Raw genomic sequence first — 18,273 nt, forward strand, 5'->3', positions numbered from 1 at the left:
GTTTTGAAGGAGTTCCCATGACCCACACCGTCCGTTTTCAACGCGTCCTGCGTGCCCCCGCTGATCGGATTTTCCGCGCCTTCATCGATCCGGATGCCATGGTCAAGTGGTTGCCGCCGCATGGTTTTACCGGTCGGGTGCACGAGATGGATGCCCGAGTGGGCGGCGGCTACCGCATGTCGTTCACCAACCTGGGCAATGGCCAGTCGCACAGCTTTGGCGGCACGTTTTTGGAGCTGGTGCCGGGAGAGCGCTTGAGCCACACCGACACCTTTGATGACCCCAATTTGCCCGGGCAGATGACCACGACGGTCACTTTCAAACCTGTGCTGGTGGGGACCGAGCTGAACATCGAGCAGTCGGGCATCCCCGAGATGATCCCGCCCGAGATGTGTTGTCTGGGCTGGCAAGAGTCTTTGAATTTGCTGGCGCTGTTGGTCGAGGCCGAAATTCCGGCTTGAGCGCGGCTTAGCGCATCTGCTCGTCAAATGGCCGCAGCCGCGATGTCATTGGGCAGGGGCGCCAATTGGCGCAGGGCTTGCAAGGCGTCGGCGTCGGTGCGGTACAGCTTCAGCTGTGCGCTTTCAGGCAGTTCTCCTGCACGTTTCAAGGCGGTTTCCACCGGCAGCTTGATGCCGCTGATGTGCAGCGTGATGCCTCGGCTGGCCAGTTGGCGCTGTAGCTGACCAAAGGTTTCCACGCCGGTCGCGTCGATGCGGTTGATGGGCTGGGCAAACAGGCAAACGTCCTGCACATCGGGGTGCAGCGCCAAATGCTCGGCAATGGCGCGTTCAAAGCCGCTGGCCGCAGCAAAGTCGAGCTCGGCATCCATGCGCAAGGCATACAAATGGGGTGCCAAGGGGGGCAGCTTCCACAGGTGCCGGTCGCGCAAGCTGCCGTCGGGGTGCAGGCCCACTTCGATGATGCGCGGGTGCAAGCGGGTGTGCAAAAAGTGGCTCAGTCCCACCAGCACACCAGCCATGACGCCCCAATAAATCCGCGGCGCTGTGGCCAAGGTGATGGCGAAGGTGACCGCTGCTGTCATGGTCTCAACGCGGTCAATGCGCCAGAGCTTGAGGAATTGACGCGGCTGGAACAGGTTGAGTACCGCCACGATCACCGCAGCTGCCATGACCGAGCGCGGCACGTATTGCAAGGCAGGCATCAGCAGCAGCAAAGCCAACAAAACAAAACCAACCGAGGCCACCACCGCCCAGCCCGAGCGTGCACCGGCATACAGCATCAAGGCGGAGCGCGAGAACGAGGTGCTGGTCGGGAAGCTGCCTGAAAAAGCCGAGGCCAGTTTGGCCAGGCCTTGGGCAAACAATTCGGTGCTGTCGTCCCAGCGTTTGCCATCGCGCTGGCACTCGATGCGGGCACTGGAGGCGGTCTCTAAAAAGCTCACCAAGGCGATCACCATGGCCGGCACCCAAAGCTGGTTGAGCATCTCCAGGCCCGGCCAGTGCGGCCAGTAAACATCGGGCAAGCCCGAAGGCAGCAAGCCGACCACGGCCCCATGTTGTTCGTAGCCTGTGACATAGCCCAAGAGCGAGGCCAAGGCCATGACCAGCATGACGCCCGGCCAGCGCGGCTTGTAGCGCCGCAGCAAAAGTAACACCGCCAAACTGCCCAGGCCAAACAGCGCTGGCCAGTCCGTCAGCCAGCTGCTCCAGCTGGCAACATCCCATTGCCAGGTCTTCACGCCCAGCAGCGCCGGCACTTGCGATGCCATGATCAGCAGCGAAGCTGCCTGGGTAAAGCCCATCATCACGGGTGAACTGACCAGGTTGATCAACCAGCCGTAATGGCCTAATCCCAAAAGCAGCTGTATGCCACCCGACAAGAGCGACAGCCACACTGCCAAAGACACCCATTCGGCGGAGCCGGGCTCGGCCATGCCCGTGAGCGATGCCCCGATCAGCACACAGGTCAGTGCAGCGGGGCCGACCGACAAGCGGTTGGCACTGCCCAACAACACCGCCAGCAAAGCCGGCACCAAGCAGGTGTAAAGGCCCGTGACCAGCGGCATGCCCGCCAGGCCCGCATAGGCCACGGCCTGCGGCACCATCACCAGGGCCACCGTGAGCCCGGCCAGCACTTCGGTGCGGGCCAACGCAGGTGTCAGTTTGGGCCAGGTACGGTAGGTCAAAAAGCGTTGCAAATCCATGCCCTATCTTAGTCGGCTGGGGTTCAGCGCTGTGGCATGTCCTTGACAGAGTAGCCCAGGCTGATGGTTGCGTCTTCGGGGATGGCGGGCACCGTCTTGTCCCAAGCTTCCCAGGCTTCGCGCAGGGCTTGCAGGCGCTCGGGTTCGCGCTTGGCGAGGTTGGCCCGTTCGCGTTCGTCGGCCGGAATGTTGAAGAGGTAATCGTTGCCGTCCACCCGCAGGTATTTGTAGTCGCCCATGCGCAAGGCGCGCTGGCCTCGGTGGTTCATGCGCCAGTACAGCGGCCGCTCAAACGCGTGTTGGGCGTCGCGCAGCACCGGCAGCATGGACACGCCGTCAAAGGGCAAGTCGTCATGGGCCTTGGCGCCAGCGAGCTCGACCATGGTGGCCGACCAGTCCATGGTCATGCACTGCTGGGTCGATGTGCCGCCGGGCGCGATCACGGCGGGCCAGTGCGCGATCCACGGCACGCGGATGCCGCCTTCGGTCAGGTCCATCTTGCCGCCCACCAAAGGCCAGTTGTCAGAAAAACGCTCGCCGCCGTTGTCGCTGGTGAAGACGATCAGGGTGTTGTCGAGTTGCCCGGTTTTTTTCAAAGCATCGACCACCCAGCCAATGCCTTCGTCCATGTGGTGGATCATGCGGTGGTAGGTGTGGATGTTGCCGCCATCCAGATGAAACAGGTTGTCCTTGACTTGTGCCGCCAGCGCATGGTCTTCGCGGGTTTCCCAGGGCCAGTGCGGCGCGGTGTAGTGCAGGCTCAAAAAGAAGGGCGTGCCTTGCGCAGCGCCAGGGGCCATGCGCTCGACAAAGTCCACCGCCTTGTGCGAAATCAGATCGGTCAGGTAGCCGTCTTCGTGCTTTTCTTCTTCTTTGGTGTAGAGGTCGTGCGTGCCGTTGTTGCTGGCGTGGGTGAAGTAGTCCACGCCGCCCGACATGGGTCCAAAGAACTCTTCATAGCCCGACTTGATCGGGCTGAAGTGGGGCGGGTAGCCCAAATGCCATTTGCCGATCAGCGCCGTGCGGTAACCACTGGCTTTGAGCAGGGACGGCAGCGTGGGGTGCTCAGGCGGCAGGCCTAGCACCGTGCTGCCTTTGCTTTTGCTGTTGATGGGCTCGTCAGCCCCACCGCGCAGGCGGTACTGGTAGCGGGCGGTCATGAGTGCAAAGCGGGTGGGCGAGCACACGGGGGAGTTGGAATAACCCTGCGTGAATTTGAGGCCGCTTGCAGCCAGTTGGTCGAGCACGGGCGAGACCTTGCCGAACTTCGCGTCGCGGCCGCCGTAGCAACCAAGATCGGCAAAGCCGAGGTCGTCGGCCACGATGAAGATGATGTTGGGGCGTTGTGTCATGGGGGTTTCAGTCGACCTTCATGCCGGTGGCGCGGATGATGCGGCCGTATTGGTCAGAGAGTTTTTTCAGGCGGGCAGCGGCGGCCGATCCGGTCAGGCCTTCGTAGGCCATGTCCAGATCGCTCAGCCGGGCTTGTTGTTCGGGCCGGGCCATCGCATCGGTGATGGCTTTGGCCATGGTTTGCATCAAGGGCTCGGGGGTGTTGCCTGGGGCCATGACCACGTAGAGCACTTCGCTCTCCAAGTCCTTGAAACCAGCCTCGGCCACGGTCGGCACTTCAGGGGCCAGGCGCGAACGCTTGCTGCTGGTCACCGCCAGTGCATTGATCTTGCCGCCTTTGACTTGCGGCAGCATGCCGGGCGTGGCCAGTGTGCCGCCGTCCACCTCACCGGCCACCACCGCCATCACCGCCGGTGAATTGCCCCGGTAAGGGATGTGCACCAGGCGTGTGGACGCCGAGAGGTTGGCCATGTTGACCCACAAGTGGCCGGGGGAGCCGTTGCCGCCCGAGCTGAAGTTCAGACTGCGCTCGCGTGCGGTTTGCATGAAGTCTTTGACCGACTTGATGCCAGTGCCGGGGTGCACGCCCAGCAGCAAACCTGAGCTGGAGATCACCACCAGCGGTTTGAGGTCCGCGTCCTTGAAAGGCATCACCTTGTAGATGTGCGGGTTGATGGTGTGCGTGGTGTCAATGCCCCAGAGCAAGGTGTAACCATCAGGCGCTGATTTGGCCACCACATCGGCCCCCACATTGCCCGAGGCCCCGGCCTTGTTTTCCACCACAAAGGCTTGGTTGAATTGCTTTTGCAGCACATCGCCCACGGCACGGGCCAGGATGTCGGACGGCCCGCCAGGCGGGAAACTGTTGATGAACTTGACGGGCTTGTTGGGCCAGGGCGCTGTTTGGGCGAAGGCCGCTGTGCTCAGCATCCATGTTGTGCTGGCCAGCAAGAGTGTGCGACGCAGTGTCATGGGGTCTTCCTTCGGTGATCAGTCCAGTTGCACGCCGGTGGCTTTGATGGGTTTTTCCCAACGGTTCAGGTCGGCTTTTTGGGCGGCGGCCAGATCGGCCGAGTTGGAGCCGATAGGCTCGTAGCCCAGCTTGACCAGCTTGTCTTTCATGGCCGGCTCGCGCACGATTTTGACCATGGCTTTTTCCAAACGCGCCAAGGCCTCGCCCTTGAGTCCAGCGGGGCCATACATGGCAAACCAGGCGGTGGCGTCCATGTTGATGCCTGCCTCTTTGAGTGTGGGCACCTCGGGCACTTGCGTGTCGCGTTTGCTGCCGGTCACGGCGATGATGCGGGCCTTGCCGCTGTGGTGCAGCTCGGCGGTTTCGCTCACCACATCGAACTTGTAGTCGATGTGACCGCCCAGCAAAGCGTTATTGGCCGGGGCGCCGCCTTGAAACGGCACATGGTTCAGTTGCACGCCTGCAGACTGCTCCATCAGCACGCCCATGAAGTGGGGCAGGGTGCCCGCGCCGGGCGTGCCGTAGCTGCTTTCGCCGGGCTTGGCCCGGGCTTTGGCCAGCATCTCGGCCACACTTTTGACACCCGAAGCAGGACCTGCCACCACGCCAAATTGAAAGCGGGCGATTTGCGAGACGGGGGTGAAGTCTTTCACCGCGTCGTAGTCGAGCTTTTTGTAAACGTGCGGGAACAGCACCATCGGTCCGCTGGGCAGCACGATGACGGTTTGGCCGTCGGGTTTGGCGGCTTTGACCATGTTCAGGGCGATGCGTCCGCCTGCACCGGGCTTGTTGTCCACCACGATGGGGCCAAAGTCATCGCGCAGTGCATCGGCCACGATGCGGGCGATCACGTCGGCCGAGCCCCCAGGCGGAAAGCCCACCAGGATTTTCAAAGGCGGTTTGTCTTGCGCTTGCGCGCCCAGGCTGGCCAAGGTCAACAGCGCAAGGCTCAAGGTGCGGCGTGTGAGTGTGAGCATGTTCGGCGATTCCTCATTGGGGGTTGGACTGCGCATGGGGTGAACCCCCGCATGGACTGCCCCACAATGTAGGCTTGTTTGTGGTGATTGATCTAATCAACCATCCCCCCTGAAAACCCTGATGCCCTTGATGTCGCTGTCTCCTTCACAACGCCTCGCCTCGGTGGATGATTTGCTGCTGTACCGGCTGAGCCACTTGACGGCTGCCGCAGGCGCGGTGGTGGTGCGTTTGTGCGAAGGCGGCTACGGCATCACGCGGCGCGAGTGGGGCTTGCTGGCGCAGTTGCACGGTTACCCGGGTGGCCTGCTGCCCTCAGAGTTGGCCGAACGCATGCACCGCGATCGGGCCCGCACTTCCAGGACGATCACGGCCTTGCTGGGCAAACAACTGATCGAGCGCACCGCTTTGCCGCACGACCGGCGCAGTGTGCGCGTGAGCCTGACCCCCGAGGGTCAAGTGCTGTACGCCCAACTGATGCCGCAAATCCAGGCCATCAACAGCCAGATCCTGTCGGTGCTCTCGCACGAAGAAGCCGCCAGTTTGGACGACGCGCTGGAGCGCTTGCGGGTGCAGGCCTTGGCCGTGCAAGCCAGCATGAGCCCCGACTTGCCCAAGGCAGACCGCCGCCGTGGCCGGACTGCGTCAGCGCTTGCGGCCAAGCCCAAGCAGGCATTGACAAGGGATCGGCCGTGATCGCGCGTGGCTTGTGGCTGTGCCTGCTGGTTTGGCCTGCCCTCGGGTTCGCGGAGCCGACCGAGACCACGGCTTGGGTGAGCTGGGTGATGGATGGGGACACTTTGCTTTTGGTGCCGCAAGGCCAGAAAGAGCCCGTCAAGGTGCGGGTGGATGGCATCGATGCGCCCGAGAGTTGTCAGCCAGGGGGCGAGGCCGCACGGGACGCGATGATCCGGCTGGCCATGCGCAAAACGGTGCAGGTCCGTGAATTTGGCCAAGACCATTACGGCCGGCAGGTCGCGCAAGTGAGCATCGATGGGGTGGACCTGGGCGCAGAGATGGTGCGCACCGGTATGGCTTGGGCTTACCGCTACCGCGCAGGGGCGGGGCCTTATGCCAAGCTGCAAAAGCGGGCCCAAGAAGACAAGCGCGGCTTGTTCGGTGCTTCAGAGACGGCGATGACGCCAGCGGTGTTTCGCAAGTTCCATGGCAGCTGCCATGCCCCTGTGAATTGAAAGCTCAGGCGCGGTGTGCGGCGCAGACGGGGCAATGTTCGTTGCGGCCCATGCGGATGTCGGTCCACGACAGGTCGCGGCCGTCGAGCATCAACAGGCGGCCGGCCATGTGGCTGCCCATGCCGCTCAAGATTTTCAGCGCCTCTGCTGCTTGCACCGTGCCGATGATCCCCACCAGTGGCGCAAACACGCCCATGGTGGCGCAGCGGGTTTCTTCAGGGACTTGCTCGGGTGGGAACACGCAGGCATAGCAGGGCGCATCGGCGTGGGTGCTGTCAAACACCGAGACCTGACCGTCCATGCGGATGGCCGCGCCCGAGACCAAGGGTTTGCCGTGCACAACGCAAGCGCGGTTGACGGCATGGCGGGTTTCAAAGTTGTCGCAGCAGTCGATCACGACATCGGCTTGCGCCACCAGCGTGTCGAGCAAGGCCGCATCGGCCCGCTGCGTGATGGGTGTGACCTGCACATCGGGGTTGATTTGGGCAATCGCGGTGCGCACCGAATCGGCTTTGTTTTGCCCCACGCGGTCCAGCGTGTGGGCGATCTGGCGCTGCAAATTGGTGGCATCCACCTGGTCATGGTCGACCACCGTGATGCGGCCCACGCCCGCGCTGCCCAGGTAAAGGCTGACGGGGGAACCCAAGCCGCCTGCACCAATGATCAGGGCATGCGAGGCCAGCAGTTTTTCCTGGCCATCGATGCCCAGTTCATTGAGCAGGATGTGGCGCGAGTAGCGCAACAGCTGGGTGTCATCCATCGCGCTCACTCGTCTTTTTTCTCGGCCTTGCGTTCAGACAGGGTGGTGCTGGCTTTGACGGGCAAGCCTTTGAGCTGGTTCAGGGCTTGTTGCAGCTGGAAGTCTTTTTCAGAGCCGAACTCGGGCAGACGGCGTTCGGCCGGTGATTTTTTGGAGTCTTCCTCGAGTTTCTTCAAGGCCTCTTCGCGGGCTTTCTCGCGCTCGGGGTCTTTCTTCTCTTCTTCCTTGCCGTTGGACAGGTGCTTTTGCAGATCGGCTTCGCGGGTGCGCAAAGCGGCAAACAGATTGCCTTCGGCGGTCTCGTCCAGCATCACCTCGGGCACGATGCCCTTGGCCTGAATGGCGCGGCCATTGGGGGTGTAGTAACGGGCGGTGGTGATCTTCAGGGCGGTGTCAGGGCCAAGCTGGCGCACGGTCTGCACCGAGCCCTTGCCAAAGGTCTGGCTGCCCATCAAGGTGGCGCGTTTGTAGTCTTGCAAGGCGCCAGCCACGATCTCGCTGGCCGATGCAGAGCCTTCGTTGACCAGTACCACCAAGGGCACTTTTTTGAGCACACCGCCGGTGGCTTGGGTCAGGCGTTGGATCGGGTCGTTGCTGGCGCTGCGGCGCCAGAACTGCGGCGAGGCCTTGTAGGTGAACTTGCTTTCTTCGAGCTGGCCGTTGGTGGTGACCACGGTGACGTTTTCGGGCAAGAAAGCAGCCGACAAAGCCACTGCGGCGTCAAGCAAACCACCCGGGTCATTGCGCAAGTCGAGCACCAGGCCTTTGAGCCCTGGCGACTGCTTGACCATCTCTTCGACTTTGCGGGCAAAGTCTTCCACCGTGCGTTCTTGGAACTGCGACACACGCACCCAGCCGTAGCCGGGTTCAATCAGCTTGGTTTTGACGGATTGCGTTTTGATTTCTTCACGGATGATGGTCACCGGGAAGGTGCGGCTTTCGTCTTTGCGGAATACCGTCAACACCACTTTGGTGTTGGGCTCGCCGCGCATGCGTTTGACCGCCTCGCTCAGCGACAGGCCTTTGACGGCGGTGCTGTCGATCTTGGTGATCAGGTCATTGGTTTTGAGGCCAGCGCGGTCGGCCGGCGAGCCCTCGATGGGCGAGACGATCTTGATCAGGCCGTCTTCCTGGCTGATCTCGATGCCCACGCCGACAAATTTGCCGGAGGTGCCTTCCGAAAATTCCTTGAAGCTCTTTTTGTCAAAGTACTGCGAATGCGGGTCCAGGCTCGCGACCATCCCAGAGATGGCTTCGGTGATGAGTTTTTTCTCGTCCACCGGCTCGACGTAGTCGCTTTTGACCATGCCAAAAACGGCGGCCAGTTGTTGCAGCTCTTCGAGTGGCAATGGCGCCATATTGCCGCGTGCCACGGTTTGCAGTGACACGGTGGTCAGTGCGCCAGCTAAAGCGCCTACGCTCAGCCAACCGACGATCTTGAGTTTCTGTCCCATATTGCTTGTCTGTTCCCTGTAGGAGATTCAGGTCAATATACACCGCAGGCCCAGCCCCTGTTGGGGAGGGCCTGTAATTTCAAGTAAAGACCCCAGGCGGCTAAGTCTGCCGCTCAGAGGGCCATCAGGCCTTGCCTTGGCTGGCCACGGCGGCGGCGGCTGCCGCAGCAGCGGCAGCGTCGCCCAGGTAGTAATGGCGGATGGGCTTGAGGTTTTCGTCCAGTTCGTACACCAGCGGGATGCCGTTGGGAATGTTCAGGCTGACGATGTCGCTGTCGGAGATGCCGTCCAGGTATTTGATCAGGGCGCGGATCGAGTTGCCGTGGGCAGCGATCAGCACGCGCTTGCCTGATTGGATACTGGGGGCGATGGTCTCGGTCCAATAGGGCACCACGCGGGCCACGGTGTCCTTGAGGCACTCGGTCAAGGGCACGGCTTCGGGGTTGGGGTAACGGCGGTCGCTGCGTTCGCAGCGGGGGTCGGTCGCTTCCAGAGCCGGGGGCGGGGTGTCGTAGCTGCGGCGCCAGACCAGCACTTGTTCGTCGCCGTATTGCTTGGCCATGTCGGCCTTGTTCAGGCCTTGCAGGCCCCCATAGTGGCGCTCGTTCAGGCGGTAGTCCTTGACCACGGGCAGCCAAGTGCGGTCCATTTCGTCCAGGGTCAGCCACAGAGTGCGGATGGCGCGCTTGAGCACCGAGGTGTAGCACAGGTCAAAGTCCCAGCCTTCGGCTTTAAGCAGTTTGCCGGCCGACATGGCTTGGCTCACGCCGGTGGGGGTCAGGTCCACATCGGTCCAGCCGGTGAAGCGGTTTTCAAGGTTCCAGGTGGATTCGCCGTGGCGGATCAGGACAAGTTTGTACATGGTGAGAGGCAGCAGTAGCTGTGAAAAACAAGGGACAAGGCCGCCATTTTAGAATCGAGGCTTGGCGGCCCGCTGACGGGCCGATGTTTTTGATGCCTTACAAAGGTCTGATTCGTGAACTTTCTCTTCGATAACTGGATGTTGATCGCCGTGGCCTTGGCCTCTGGCGTGGCTTTGATCGTGCCCACCTTGGGCAAAGGCTCGGGCCTGAGCCCTCAAGACATGGTGCAGCTGATGAACCGTGAAAAAGCCGTTGTGATCGATGTGTGCTCTGCCGATGAGTTCGCCCAAGGCCATGTGATCGGTGCCAAAAACCTGCCTTTGAGCGAGCTGGAAGCCAAGCTGGCCCAGGTGGTCAAGAACAAAGCCACCCCGGTGGTGATGGTGTGCCAAGTGGGTGCCCGCTCTGCCCGTGCAGCCGCAACAGCCCAAAAGCTCGGTTACGAGAACGTGCAGTCGCTTGCCGGTGGCCTGAAGGCTTGGCAAGCGGCCAACATGCCTGTCGAAAAAGTCTAAAGAGGAAGCCCCATGCAAGCCGTCAAGATGTACACCACCGCCGTCTGCCCCTACTGCATCCGCGCCAAGCAGGTGCTCAAGGCCAAGGGCGTGGCGCAGATCGAGGAAATTCGCATCGACCTGGATCCCGCCCAGCGGGACCACATGATGCAAATCACCGGCCGCCGCACCGTGCCCCAGATCTATGTGGGCGACACCCATGTGGGCGGCTGCGACGACCTGATGGCGCTGGACGCCAAAGGCGGCCTGGTGCCTTTGTTGCAAGGCGCTTGAGCCCCTAGGGTTTCCACAGGAAGTGCCTTTTCAAAATGGGCGTCCTGATCGCGGATAATTCTGTTGTTTTCTTTCATATGCGGCCCATTTCGGGCCGCATGATTTTTGTGTCCCCAGGGAATTGAGATGACCGATACCAACACCACCTCCGAAGCCGAAACTCCTGTGTTTCAAATCCAACGCGTTTACCTCAAGGAGGCTTCGCTGGAGCAACCCAACTCGCCCGCCATCTTGATCGAGCAGCAGCAGCCCAACGTGGACATCCAATTGGGCGTGGAAGCCACCCCTGCCGCGGAAGGCGTGTTTGAAGTTTGCGTGACCGCTACCGTGCACACCAAGATCGGTGACAAGACCGTGTTCTTGGCCGAGTGCAAGCAAGGCGGCATTTTTGAAATCCGCAACGTGCCCGAAGACCAGATGGGCGCCATCATGGGCATCGCTTGCCCCCAAATCGTTTACCCCTACCTGCGTGGCAACGTGGCTGACTTGATCACCCGCGCTGGCTTCCCTCCAGTCCACTTGGCCGAGATCAACTTCCAGGCCATGTACGAGCAGCAACAAGCCCAAGCCGCCGCTGCGACCCAGCAGTAAGCGGTCGCCGCGCATGCGCATCACGGTCATTGGCGCAGGCGCCTGGGGCACGGCCATGGCCATGGCCGCTTGCCGCTTGAGCGGCCACGAGGTGCGCTTGCACGCCCGTGATGAGGTGCAAGCCAATGCCTTGCGCACCCAAGGCCAAAACGCCCGCTATTTGCCGGGCATCGATTTGCCTTCCCAGCTTGACATTCTGAGCGGCCCATTGGCCCCAGTGGTGGCACAAGCCGAAGCCCAAGACCTCTTCATCGTGGCCACGCCCATGTCGGGCTTGCGCAGCACCCTGCAGGCCTTGCACACTGTGCCTGGCCCCGTGGCTTGGCTGTGCAAAGGCTTTGAATCCGGCACCGGCCTCATGCCCCACGAGGTGCAGGCCCAAGTGGCCCCATCCATGCAAGCGGGCGCCTTGAGTGGCCCCAGCTTTGCCCTGGAAGTGGCGCGCAGCCAGCCCACTGCTTTGGTGGCCGCCAGCGGCCATGCCGCCGTGCGCGACGCGCTGGTGCAAGCCTTCCATGGTGCGGCCCTGCGTGTGTATGCCAACGATGACATCGTGGGCGTGGAAGTGGGCGGTGCCGTTAAAAACGTGTTGGCCATTGCCACAGGCCTGTGCGATGGCTTGGACCTGGGGCTCAATGCCCGCGCTGCACTCATCACACGCGGCCTGGCCGAAATGACCCGATTGGGCTTGGCTCTGGGCGCCAAGCCTGAAACCTTCATGGGCCTGTCGGGCTTGGGCGATTTGGTGTTGACGGCCACGGGCGATTTGAGCCGCAACCGCAAAGTGGGTTTGGCCTTGGCGCAAGGCATGAGCTTGGAACAAGCCGTGGACTCCCTGGGTCACGTGGCCGAAGGCGTCTACAGCGCCCGTACTGTGGCGCAACGGGCACAAAGTTTGGGTGTCGACATGCCCATCACCGAAGCCGTGGTCGCACTTTTGGATGGCCGACTGCAAGCGCGCGAAGCGGTGCAGGTGCTCATGGGTCGGGGCCCACGCGGCGAATCGGTCTGAAACTCAGTTGGGTGTGTACGCCAGCCGCACGTAGATCGGCGCAAAGGCCTCGGCCTGGGTGATCTCGATCAGGGTTTCTTTGGCCAACTCCAAGAGGGCGATGAAGGTCACCACCAGCACCGGAACGCCCAAGGTGGGGTCGAACAGGTGTTCAAACTCCACAAACTTGCGGCCTTGCAGGTGCTTGAGCACGATGCTCATGTGCTCGCGCACGCTCAGTTCTTCGCGGCTGATCTTGTGGTGCTGGACCAGTTTGGCGCGTTTGATGATGTCGCGCCAGGCCGATTGCAGCTCGTCCAGGTTCACCTCTGGAAAGCGCGGTTGCAGGCTTTGCTCGATGAAGACTTCGGCCTTGATGAAGTCACGCCCATAGTGCGGGATCTGATTGAGCTGCATCGAGGCGAGCTTCATCTGCTCGTACTCGAGCAGGCGGCGCACCAGCTCGGCCCGAGGGTCTTCGGCTTCTTCGCCTTCGGCCACTTTTTTGGGTGGCAGCAACATGCGCGATTTGATCTCGATCAGCATGGCCGCCATCAGCAGGTATTCGGCCGCCAGCTCCAGGTTGTGCTGGCGGATTTCATCGACATAGCTCAGGTACTGGCGGGTCACCGCCGCCATGGGGATGTCGAGGATGTTGAAGTTTTGCTTGCGGATCAAGTACAGCAGCAAGTCCAAGGGCCCCTCGAAGGCCTCCAAAAACACCTCCAATGCATCCGGTGGGATGTACAGGTCGGTGGGCATCGAAAACAAGGGCTCACCATACAGGCGGGCCAAAGCCACCTGGTCCACCACCTGCGGCATGGGCGCGGGGGCGCTGTCCAATGCGGGGGGCAGCTCGGTGGGCTCGGTGCTCATGGTCGATGCGCGGGTTCGGCTCAGGCTTGGTTTTGGTAAACGTAGGGTTTTTGCGCCACGCGGCCGGCCTTGAAGGCTTGCTGCTCGTCGCGGCTCAGTTGCTTGTCCCACAGCAGGGCACGGCCTTCTTGCTGCTGCGCGTCCAGCTCGGGGCGTTGGGTCTTGAGCTGGTTAATGAACTGGGTGGTGTCGGACTGGTAGTCGGGGCGGCGGAAGATGGACATGGTGTTTTTCGGTGAATGCAAAAGGTCTTCGGGCATAGCCTGTCAGACTCGGTCATGGGCCATTTTACCGGTCCAGCTGGTTCGCCAGGCTGACTGCACGGGCCAAACCAGCCGGCAAGTCGACTTCGAGCTGGCCATCCAGGTGCTCGATCAGGCCCGAGCGACGCGCAATGTCCAGCGGCTGGTGCAGCAGGCCACACACGATGAGCTGGACATTTTTCTTGCGGCAGGTGTGGATCAGGTTCATCAGGGCGTCTGCGCCGGAAGAGTCCACATAGATCACGTTTTTCAGATCGATCACCAGCACCGGGGTGTGGAGCTTGTCTTCGATCTCTTCGATCAACTTGACCGCGCCAAAAAACAAGGCGCCATACAAACGCCAGGCCTGGATGTGCGCCTCTTGGCCGACCATGTTCGGGTGATCGGTTGCCTTGACCGCTTCGCAGCGACTCAGGCTGGAGATGCGGTAGATGAAGGTCAGGCAAGCGGCCACCAGGCCGACCTCGACAGCCACCGTCAGGTCAAACACCACCGTGAGGAAAAACACCGCCAACAGCGTGATGCGGTAGGGCGTGCGGTACTGGCGCAGCAACCAAAATTCGCGCCATTCGCCCATGTTCCAGGCCACGAACATCAAGATGGCCGCCAGTGCAGGCAGCGGAATATGCCCGGCCAGCGGCGCAGCCACCAGCACCACGCCCAGCAGCGTGAGCGCATGCACCATGCCCGCGATGGGGCTGACGCCGCCGCTTTTGATGTTGGTCACCGTGCGGGCAATCGTGCCTGTGGCGGGCATGCCGCCAAAAAAGGGCGTCACGAAGTTGGCAATGCCCTGGGCCATCAACTCCTGGTTGGGGTTGTGGCGGTCGTCGGCCATGCTGTCGGCAATGCGGGCGCACAGCAGCGACTCGATGGCTCCCAACAAGGCCAGGGTGAGCGTGGGCATGATCAAAAAGCGGGCGCTGTCCCAACTGAATTCGGGCCAATGGAACATGGGCAAAGTGGCCGGGATGCCGCCAAATTTGCTGCCAATGGTGTCCACCGGCAAAGACAGGCCGGTGGTGGCCGCCGTGGCAAACACCAAGGCGATGATGGAGCCGGGGATGGTGCTGATCCATTGGTGGGGTGTTTCCAGCAGGCGGCGGCCCAGCCGCATCCAGCCGACCAACAAGGACAGCGAGCCCAGCGCCACCAGCAAGGCGGCCAGATTGGTTTGGTTCAGATGGCTGTGCAAGGTGCTCAGCATGCCGAAAAAGTCAGCCGGCATGGCTTTGACGGGCAGGCCCAGAAAGTCCTTGACCTGCGAGAGCATGATCAGCACCGCGATGCCATTGGTAAAGCCAATCACCACAGCCACCGGAATGAATCGGATCAGTGTGCCCAAGCGGAACAAGCCCATCAAGAACAGCACCACGCCCGACATGGCCGTGGCCAGGATCAGGTTGGCCAGGCCGTAGCGCTCCAAAATGCCGTAAACAATGACGATGAAAGCGCCCGCCGGGCCGCCGATCTGCACCTTGCTGCCGCCCAGCGCCGAGATCAAAAAGCCCGCGATGATGGCGGTGAACAAACCGGCCTCGGGCTTGAGGCCCGAAGCGATGGCAAAGGCCATGGCCAGGGGCAAGGCCACAATCCCCACCGTGATGCCCGCGCCGATGTCTTGCGTGAGTTTTTGGCGGTTGTAGCCAACCAGGCTGTCGAGCAAACGGGGGCGGAAAAAATGGGTTGCTTGCAGCCGGTTCATGCACAGCCCCTTGGTCAGTGGATGCGCATGCCGGGCTTAGCGCCAGGCCAGGGGTGCAGCACGTGGATGCCGGGCTCCGCTTTTTCATCGGCGTGGCTGGCGGCCAGCACCATGCCCTCGCTCACACCAAACTTCATCTTGCGCGGGGCCAGGTTGGCCACCATCACGGTGAGCTTGCCGATCAGGTCTTCGGGTTGGTACATGCTGGCGATACCGCTGAACACATTGCGCGTGCGTCCTTCGCCCACGTTCAGGGTCAGGCGCAACAGCTTGACCGAGCCTTCCACCGGCTCGCAGTGGACGATTTCGGCGATGCGCAGGTCCACCTTGGCAAAGTCGTCGATGCTGATGGTCGGTGCGATCTCTTCGCCGCCGGGGATCAGCTTTTCTTCGACCACGGCCGGTGGTTCGAACAAGGCTTCGAGTTGCTCGGGGGTGACGCGTTGCATCAGGTGTTGGTAGGCGTTGATGGCGTGACCCGCACCCAGCAATTCTTGGGCTTGGCCGAAGGTGAAGGGCGACACATTCAGGAAGGCCTCTACCTGCGCGGCCAAGGCGGGCAGAACGGGCTTGAGCTGCAAGCTCAGCAGGCGGAAGGCTTCGATGCAAGCGGTGCACACATCGTGCAGGCGTGCTTCCTGGCCTTCTTGTTTGGACAATTCCCAGGGCTTGTTCTGGTCAACGTAGGCGTTGACCTTGTCGGTCAAGAGCATGATTTCGCGCAGGGCTTTGCCGTACTCGCGCTCTTCGTAAAGTGCGGCAATGCCGGGGGCTGCGGCTTTCAATGCGGCCAAGAGGGCCTGGCCGTCGGCGCTCACAGTACCCAGCTTGCCCTCAAAGCGCTTGGTGATGAAACCGGCCGAGCGCGAAGCGATGTTGACGAACTTGCCAATCAGGTCTGAGTTGACACGCAGCATGAAGTCTTCGGCGTTGAAGTCGATGTCTTCGTTGCGTGCCGACAGCTTGGCCGCCAGGTAGTAGCGCAGCCATTCGGGGTTCATGCCCAGGCTCAAATATTTGAGGGGGTCCAAGCCGGTGCCACGGCTCTTGCTCATCTTCTCGCCGTTGTTCACCGTCAGGAAGCCGTGCACGTTGACCTTGTCGGGCGTCTTGCGACCCGAAAAGTGCAGCATGGCGGGCCAAAACAAGGTGTGGAAGGTGACGATGTCTTTGCCGATGAAGTGGATCTGTTCCAAGTTCGGGTTGGCCATGTAAGCGGCGTAGTCTTCGCCGCGTTTGTCCAGCAGGTTTTTCAGGGACGCCAGGTAGCCCACAGGCGCGTCCAACCAGACATAAAAGTACTTGCCCGGCGCATCAGGGATCTCGATGCCGAAATAGGGCGCGTCGCGCGAGATGTCCCAGTCGCCCAGGCCGTCGCTGGTGCTGCCGTCGGGGTTGGTGCGCACGCTGAACCACTCTTTGACCTTGTTGGCCACTTCGGGTTGCAGCTTGCCGTCTTGCGTCCAGTTGCTCAAAAACTCGACGCAACGCGGGTCAGACAGTTTGAAGAAAAAGTGCTCTGAGGTTTTGAGCTCGGGCTTGGCACCCGACAGGGCCGAAAACGGGTTGATCAGATCGGTGGGGGCATAGACCGCGCCACAGACCTCGCAGTTGTCGCCGTACTGGTCTTTGGCGTGGCACTTGGGGCACTCGCCTTTGATGAAGCGATCGGGCAGGAACATGTTCTTTTCGGGGTCAAAGAACTGTTCGATCGAGCGGCTTTCAATCAGGGAGCCATCGGCGCGGTCGCGCAGGTCACGGTAGATCTGGCGGGCCAGCTCGTGGTTTTCGGGGGCGTCGGTGCTGTGCCAATTGTCAAACTGGATGTGGAAACCGTCCAAATAGGGTTTGCGTCCTGCCGCGATGTCGGCCACGAACTGCTGGGGTGTTTTGCCGGCCTTTTCGGCGGCGATCATGATGGGTGCGCCGTGCGTGTCGTCGGCACCGACAAAGTTGACCTGGCTGCCCTGCATGCGTTGGAAGCGCACCCAGATGTCGGCCTGGATGTACTCCATGATGTGGCCGATGTGGAAGTTGCCGTTGGCATACGGCAAGGCGGTGGTGACAAAAAGCTGGCGGGGCGCGTTGGGGGCAGACATGGTGGGACAACTTGTAGGGGAATGTTCGATTTTAGAGGTTTAGGGCCCGCATATCGTTAAACTGCCTGCCATCCTTGGAAAGCATTGATCAACCCCACATGGCCACCACCGAACAACTCCTGCAAGCCCTGCAAGCCGTCATCGATCCGAACACCGGCAAAGACTTCGTTTCCACCAAAGCCTTGAAAAACCTCGCCGTCGAAGGCGGCGATGTGTCTTTTGACGTGGAATTGGGTTACCCCGCCAAGAGCCAGATCCCGGCCTTGCGCCAGGCGCTGATCGCGGCGGCCAAATCGGTGAGCGGCGTGAGCAACGTCTCGGCCAATGTGACCAGCAAAATTGTGGCCCACGCAGCCCAGCGCGGCGTGGCCTTGTTGCCGCAGGTCAAAAACATCGTGGCCGTGGCCTCGGGCAAGGGCGGCGTGGGCAAGAGCACCACCGCCGTCAACCTGGCGCTGGCGCTGGCGGCCGAAGGTGCCAAGGTCGGTTTGCTTGACGCCGACATTTACGGCCCCAGCCAACCCATGATGATGGGCATCGAAGGCCGCCCCGAGAGCGAGGACGGTCAGACCATGGAGCCCATGGAAAACTACGGCGTGCAGGTCATGTCGATCGGCTTTTTGGTGGACCAAGACGAAGCCATGATCTGGCGCGGCCCCATGGCCACCCAGGCGTTGGAGCAGCTGCTGCGCCAGACCCATTGGAAAGACCTGGACTATTTGATCGTGGACATGCCGCCTGGCACAGGTGACATTCAGTTGACGCTGTCCCAGCGCGTGCCCATGACCGGCGCGGTGATCGTGACGACCCCGCAAGACATCGCCCTGTTGGATGCGAAAAAAGGCATCAAGATGTTTGAAAAAGTGGGCGTGCCGATTTTGGGCCTGGTCGAGAACATGGCGGTCCATGTGTGCACGAACTGTGGTCATGTGGAACACATCTTTGGCGAGGACGGCGGCAAGCGTTACGCGGCCGACAAAGGCATTGATTACCTGGGCGCCTTGCCCTTGAACATGCAAATCCGACTTCAGGCCGACACCGGCAAACCCACCGTGGTGTCCGACCCCGATGGCGAGGTGGCTCAGATTTACAAGGCAGTGGCCCGACAAGTGGCGATCAAGATCGCGGCCAAGGCCAAAGACTTCTCCAGCAAGTTCCCCAGCATCAAGATCAGCAAGGACACCTGATCAGAGGCTTGGCCATGCGCCCAGAACACGGCGTT

At 61.5% G+C, this 18,273-nt stretch carries 19 protein-coding genes; 8 read left to right on the plus strand and 11 right to left on the minus strand.

What is annotated here, in order from left to right; all coding sequences use genetic code 11:
* Nucleotides 1-17: 17 nt before the first annotated feature.
* On the plus strand, nt 18-461 hold the full coding sequence (locus QLQ16_RS13110; protein WP_283225112.1) for an SRPBCC family protein: 444 nt from the start codon (nt 18-20) through the stop codon (nt 459-461).
* Nucleotides 462-484: 23 nt separating this feature from the next.
* On the opposite strand, the gene QLQ16_RS13115 is transcribed toward QLQ16_RS13110, so the two are convergent.
* From QLQ16_RS13115 to QLQ16_RS13130, 4 genes are read right to left on the minus strand one after another with little or no spacing between them, the layout of a single operon-like run.
* Nucleotides 485-2,167 carry a SulP family inorganic anion transporter gene (locus tag QLQ16_RS13115; RefSeq protein ID WP_283225113.1) on the minus strand — a complete coding sequence of 561 codons (1,683 nt, stop codon included), beginning with the start codon at nt 2,165-2,167 and terminating at the stop codon, nt 485-487.
* A gap of 23 nt (nt 2,168-2,190) precedes the next feature.
* On the minus strand, nt 2,191-3,519 hold the full coding sequence (locus QLQ16_RS13120; RefSeq protein WP_283225114.1) for a sulfatase family protein: 1,329 nt from the start codon (nt 3,517-3,519) through the stop codon (nt 2,191-2,193).
* A 7-nt stretch (nt 3,520-3,526) separates the two neighbouring features.
* Nucleotides 3,527-4,492 carry a Bug family tripartite tricarboxylate transporter substrate binding protein gene (locus QLQ16_RS13125; protein ID WP_283225115.1) on the minus strand — a complete coding sequence of 322 codons (966 nt, stop codon included), beginning with the start codon at nt 4,490-4,492 and terminating at the stop codon, nt 3,527-3,529.
* A gap of 18 nt (nt 4,493-4,510) precedes the next feature.
* A complete protein-coding gene (locus QLQ16_RS13130; protein WP_283225116.1) occupies nt 4,511-5,470 on the minus strand; it encodes a Bug family tripartite tricarboxylate transporter substrate binding protein in 960 nt (319 codons plus the stop codon).
* A gap of 121 nt (nt 5,471-5,591) precedes the next feature.
* On the opposite strand from QLQ16_RS13130, the gene QLQ16_RS13135 reads away from it, so the two are divergent.
* The gene (locus QLQ16_RS13135) at nt 5,592-6,164 is read left to right on the plus strand and encodes a MarR family winged helix-turn-helix transcriptional regulator (protein ID WP_348534221.1); all 573 of its coding nucleotides are present in this window, start codon (nt 5,592-5,594) and stop codon (nt 6,162-6,164) included.
* Nucleotides 6,161-6,661 (plus strand): thermonuclease family protein, encoded by a 501-nt coding sequence (locus QLQ16_RS13140; protein WP_283225117.1) that lies wholly within the window; start codon nt 6,161-6,163, stop codon nt 6,659-6,661. The genes QLQ16_RS13135 and QLQ16_RS13140 overlap by 4 nt, the downstream gene beginning before the upstream one ends.
* A 4-nt stretch (nt 6,662-6,665) precedes the next feature.
* Here the strand turns inward: QLQ16_RS13140 and QLQ16_RS13145 are convergent, their stop codons facing one another.
* From QLQ16_RS13145 to gpmA, 3 genes are all read right to left on the minus strand, one after another.
* Nucleotides 6,666-7,421 (minus strand): HesA/MoeB/ThiF family protein, encoded by a 756-nt coding sequence (locus QLQ16_RS13145; RefSeq protein ID WP_283225118.1) that lies wholly within the window; start codon nt 7,419-7,421, stop codon nt 6,666-6,668.
* A 5-nt stretch (nt 7,422-7,426) separates the two neighbouring features.
* Nucleotides 7,427-8,875, minus strand: coding sequence for a S41 family peptidase (locus tag QLQ16_RS13150; RefSeq protein ID WP_283225119.1), 1,449 nt, complete (start codon nt 8,873-8,875; stop codon nt 7,427-7,429).
* 124 nt (nt 8,876-8,999) lie between these two features.
* Complete coding sequence (gene gpmA / locus QLQ16_RS13155) at nt 9,000-9,737, minus strand: 2,3-diphosphoglycerate-dependent phosphoglycerate mutase (RefSeq protein ID WP_283225120.1); 738 nt, start codon at nt 9,735-9,737, stop codon at nt 9,000-9,002.
* Between the two features lie 114 nt (nt 9,738-9,851).
* Between gpmA and QLQ16_RS13160 the strand changes: the two genes are divergently transcribed.
* From QLQ16_RS13160 to QLQ16_RS13175, 4 genes are all read left to right on the plus strand, one after another.
* Nucleotides 9,852-10,253 (plus strand): rhodanese-like domain-containing protein, encoded by a 402-nt coding sequence (locus tag QLQ16_RS13160; RefSeq protein ID WP_283225121.1) that lies wholly within the window; start codon nt 9,852-9,854, stop codon nt 10,251-10,253.
* 12 nt (nt 10,254-10,265) lie between these two features.
* Nucleotides 10,266-10,526: a glutaredoxin 3 gene (gene grxC / locus QLQ16_RS13165; protein ID WP_283225122.1), complete on the plus strand. Its 261-nt coding sequence runs from the start codon at nt 10,266-10,268 to the stop codon at nt 10,524-10,526.
* Between the two features lie 126 nt (nt 10,527-10,652).
* Nucleotides 10,653-11,117 carry a protein-export chaperone SecB gene (gene secB / locus QLQ16_RS13170; RefSeq protein WP_283225123.1) on the plus strand — a complete coding sequence of 155 codons (465 nt, stop codon included), beginning with the start codon at nt 10,653-10,655 and terminating at the stop codon, nt 11,115-11,117.
* Between the two features lie 13 nt (nt 11,118-11,130).
* Nucleotides 11,131-12,129, plus strand: coding sequence for an NAD(P)H-dependent glycerol-3-phosphate dehydrogenase (locus tag QLQ16_RS13175; RefSeq protein ID WP_283225124.1), 999 nt, complete (start codon nt 11,131-11,133; stop codon nt 12,127-12,129).
* Nucleotides 12,130-12,132: 3 nt separating this feature from the next.
* Here QLQ16_RS13175 and QLQ16_RS13180 read toward each other — a convergent pair whose 3' ends face one another.
* The 4 genes from QLQ16_RS13180 to metG all read right to left on the minus strand — a co-directional run bounded on the left by QLQ16_RS13180 (nt 12,133) and on the right by metG (nt 17,051).
* Nucleotides 12,133-12,984: a segregation and condensation protein A gene (locus tag QLQ16_RS13180; RefSeq protein ID WP_283225125.1), complete on the minus strand. Its 852-nt coding sequence runs from the start codon at nt 12,982-12,984 to the stop codon at nt 12,133-12,135.
* Between the two features lie 20 nt (nt 12,985-13,004).
* On the minus strand, nt 13,005-13,208 hold the full coding sequence (locus QLQ16_RS13185; RefSeq protein WP_283225126.1) for a DUF3460 family protein: 204 nt from the start codon (nt 13,206-13,208) through the stop codon (nt 13,005-13,007).
* Nucleotides 13,209-13,272: 64 nt separating this feature from the next.
* Nucleotides 13,273-14,952, minus strand: a complete 1,680-nt coding sequence (locus QLQ16_RS13190; protein ID WP_283225127.1) for a SulP family inorganic anion transporter — start codon at nt 14,950-14,952, stop codon at nt 13,273-13,275.
* A gap of 14 nt (nt 14,953-14,966) precedes the next feature.
* Entirely contained in the window at nt 14,967-17,051 is a 2,085-nt protein-coding gene (gene metG / locus QLQ16_RS13195; RefSeq protein WP_283225128.1) for a methionine--tRNA ligase, read from the minus strand.
* Nucleotides 17,052-17,149: 98 nt separating this feature from the next.
* Between metG and apbC the strand changes: the two genes are divergently transcribed.
* On the plus strand, nt 17,150-18,238 hold the full coding sequence (apbC, locus tag QLQ16_RS13200) for an iron-sulfur cluster carrier protein ApbC (RefSeq protein ID WP_283225129.1): 1,089 nt from the start codon (nt 17,150-17,152) through the stop codon (nt 18,236-18,238).
* Nucleotides 18,239-18,273 lie beyond the last annotated feature (35 nt).

Source organism: Limnohabitans lacus, assembly GCF_030053395.1.
GTDB classification, from domain to species: Bacteria; Pseudomonadota; Gammaproteobacteria; order Burkholderiales; family Burkholderiaceae_C; genus Limnohabitans_A; species Limnohabitans_A lacus.

Bases quoted from the DNA above. Each gene is read 5' to 3' on its own strand.
- QLQ16_RS13110 (WP_283225112.1), top strand. From the start codon at position 18: ATGACCCACACCGTCCGTTTTCAACGCGTCCTGCGTGCCCCCGCTGAT.
- QLQ16_RS13115 (WP_283225113.1), bottom strand. From the start codon at position 2,167: ATGGATTTGCAACGCTTTTTGACCTACCGTACCTGGCCCAAACTGACA.
- QLQ16_RS13120 (WP_283225114.1), bottom strand. From the start codon at position 3,519: ATGACACAACGCCCCAACATCATCTTCATCGTGGCCGACGACCTCGGC.
- QLQ16_RS13125 (WP_283225115.1), bottom strand. From the start codon at position 4,492: ATGACACTGCGTCGCACACTCTTGCTGGCCAGCACAACATGGATGCTG.
- QLQ16_RS13130 (WP_283225116.1), bottom strand. From the start codon at position 5,470: ATGCTCACACTCACACGCCGCACCTTGAGCCTTGCGCTGTTGACCTTG.
- QLQ16_RS13135 (WP_348534221.1), top strand. From the start codon at position 5,592: ATGCCCTTGATGTCGCTGTCTCCTTCACAACGCCTCGCCTCGGTGGAT.
- QLQ16_RS13145 (WP_283225118.1), bottom strand. From the start codon at position 7,421: ATGGATGACACCCAGCTGTTGCGCTACTCGCGCCACATCCTGCTCAAT.
- QLQ16_RS13150 (WP_283225119.1), bottom strand. From the start codon at position 8,875: ATGGGACAGAAACTCAAGATCGTCGGTTGGCTGAGCGTAGGCGCTTTA.
- gpmA (WP_283225120.1), bottom strand. From the start codon at position 9,737: ATGTACAAACTTGTCCTGATCCGCCACGGCGAATCCACCTGGAACCTT.
- grxC (WP_283225122.1), top strand. From the start codon at position 10,266: ATGCAAGCCGTCAAGATGTACACCACCGCCGTCTGCCCCTACTGCATC.
- secB (WP_283225123.1), top strand. From the start codon at position 10,653: ATGACCGATACCAACACCACCTCCGAAGCCGAAACTCCTGTGTTTCAA.
- QLQ16_RS13175 (WP_283225124.1), top strand. From the start codon at position 11,131: ATGCGCATCACGGTCATTGGCGCAGGCGCCTGGGGCACGGCCATGGCC.
- QLQ16_RS13180 (WP_283225125.1), bottom strand. From the start codon at position 12,984: ATGAGCACCGAGCCCACCGAGCTGCCCCCCGCATTGGACAGCGCCCCC.
- QLQ16_RS13185 (WP_283225126.1), bottom strand. From the start codon at position 13,208: ATGTCCATCTTCCGCCGCCCCGACTACCAGTCCGACACCACCCAGTTC.
- QLQ16_RS13190 (WP_283225127.1), bottom strand. From the start codon at position 14,952: ATGAACCGGCTGCAAGCAACCCATTTTTTCCGCCCCCGTTTGCTCGAC.
- metG (WP_283225128.1), bottom strand. From the start codon at position 17,051: ATGTCTGCCCCCAACGCGCCCCGCCAGCTTTTTGTCACCACCGCCTTG.
- apbC (WP_283225129.1), top strand. From the start codon at position 17,150: ATGGCCACCACCGAACAACTCCTGCAAGCCCTGCAAGCCGTCATCGAT.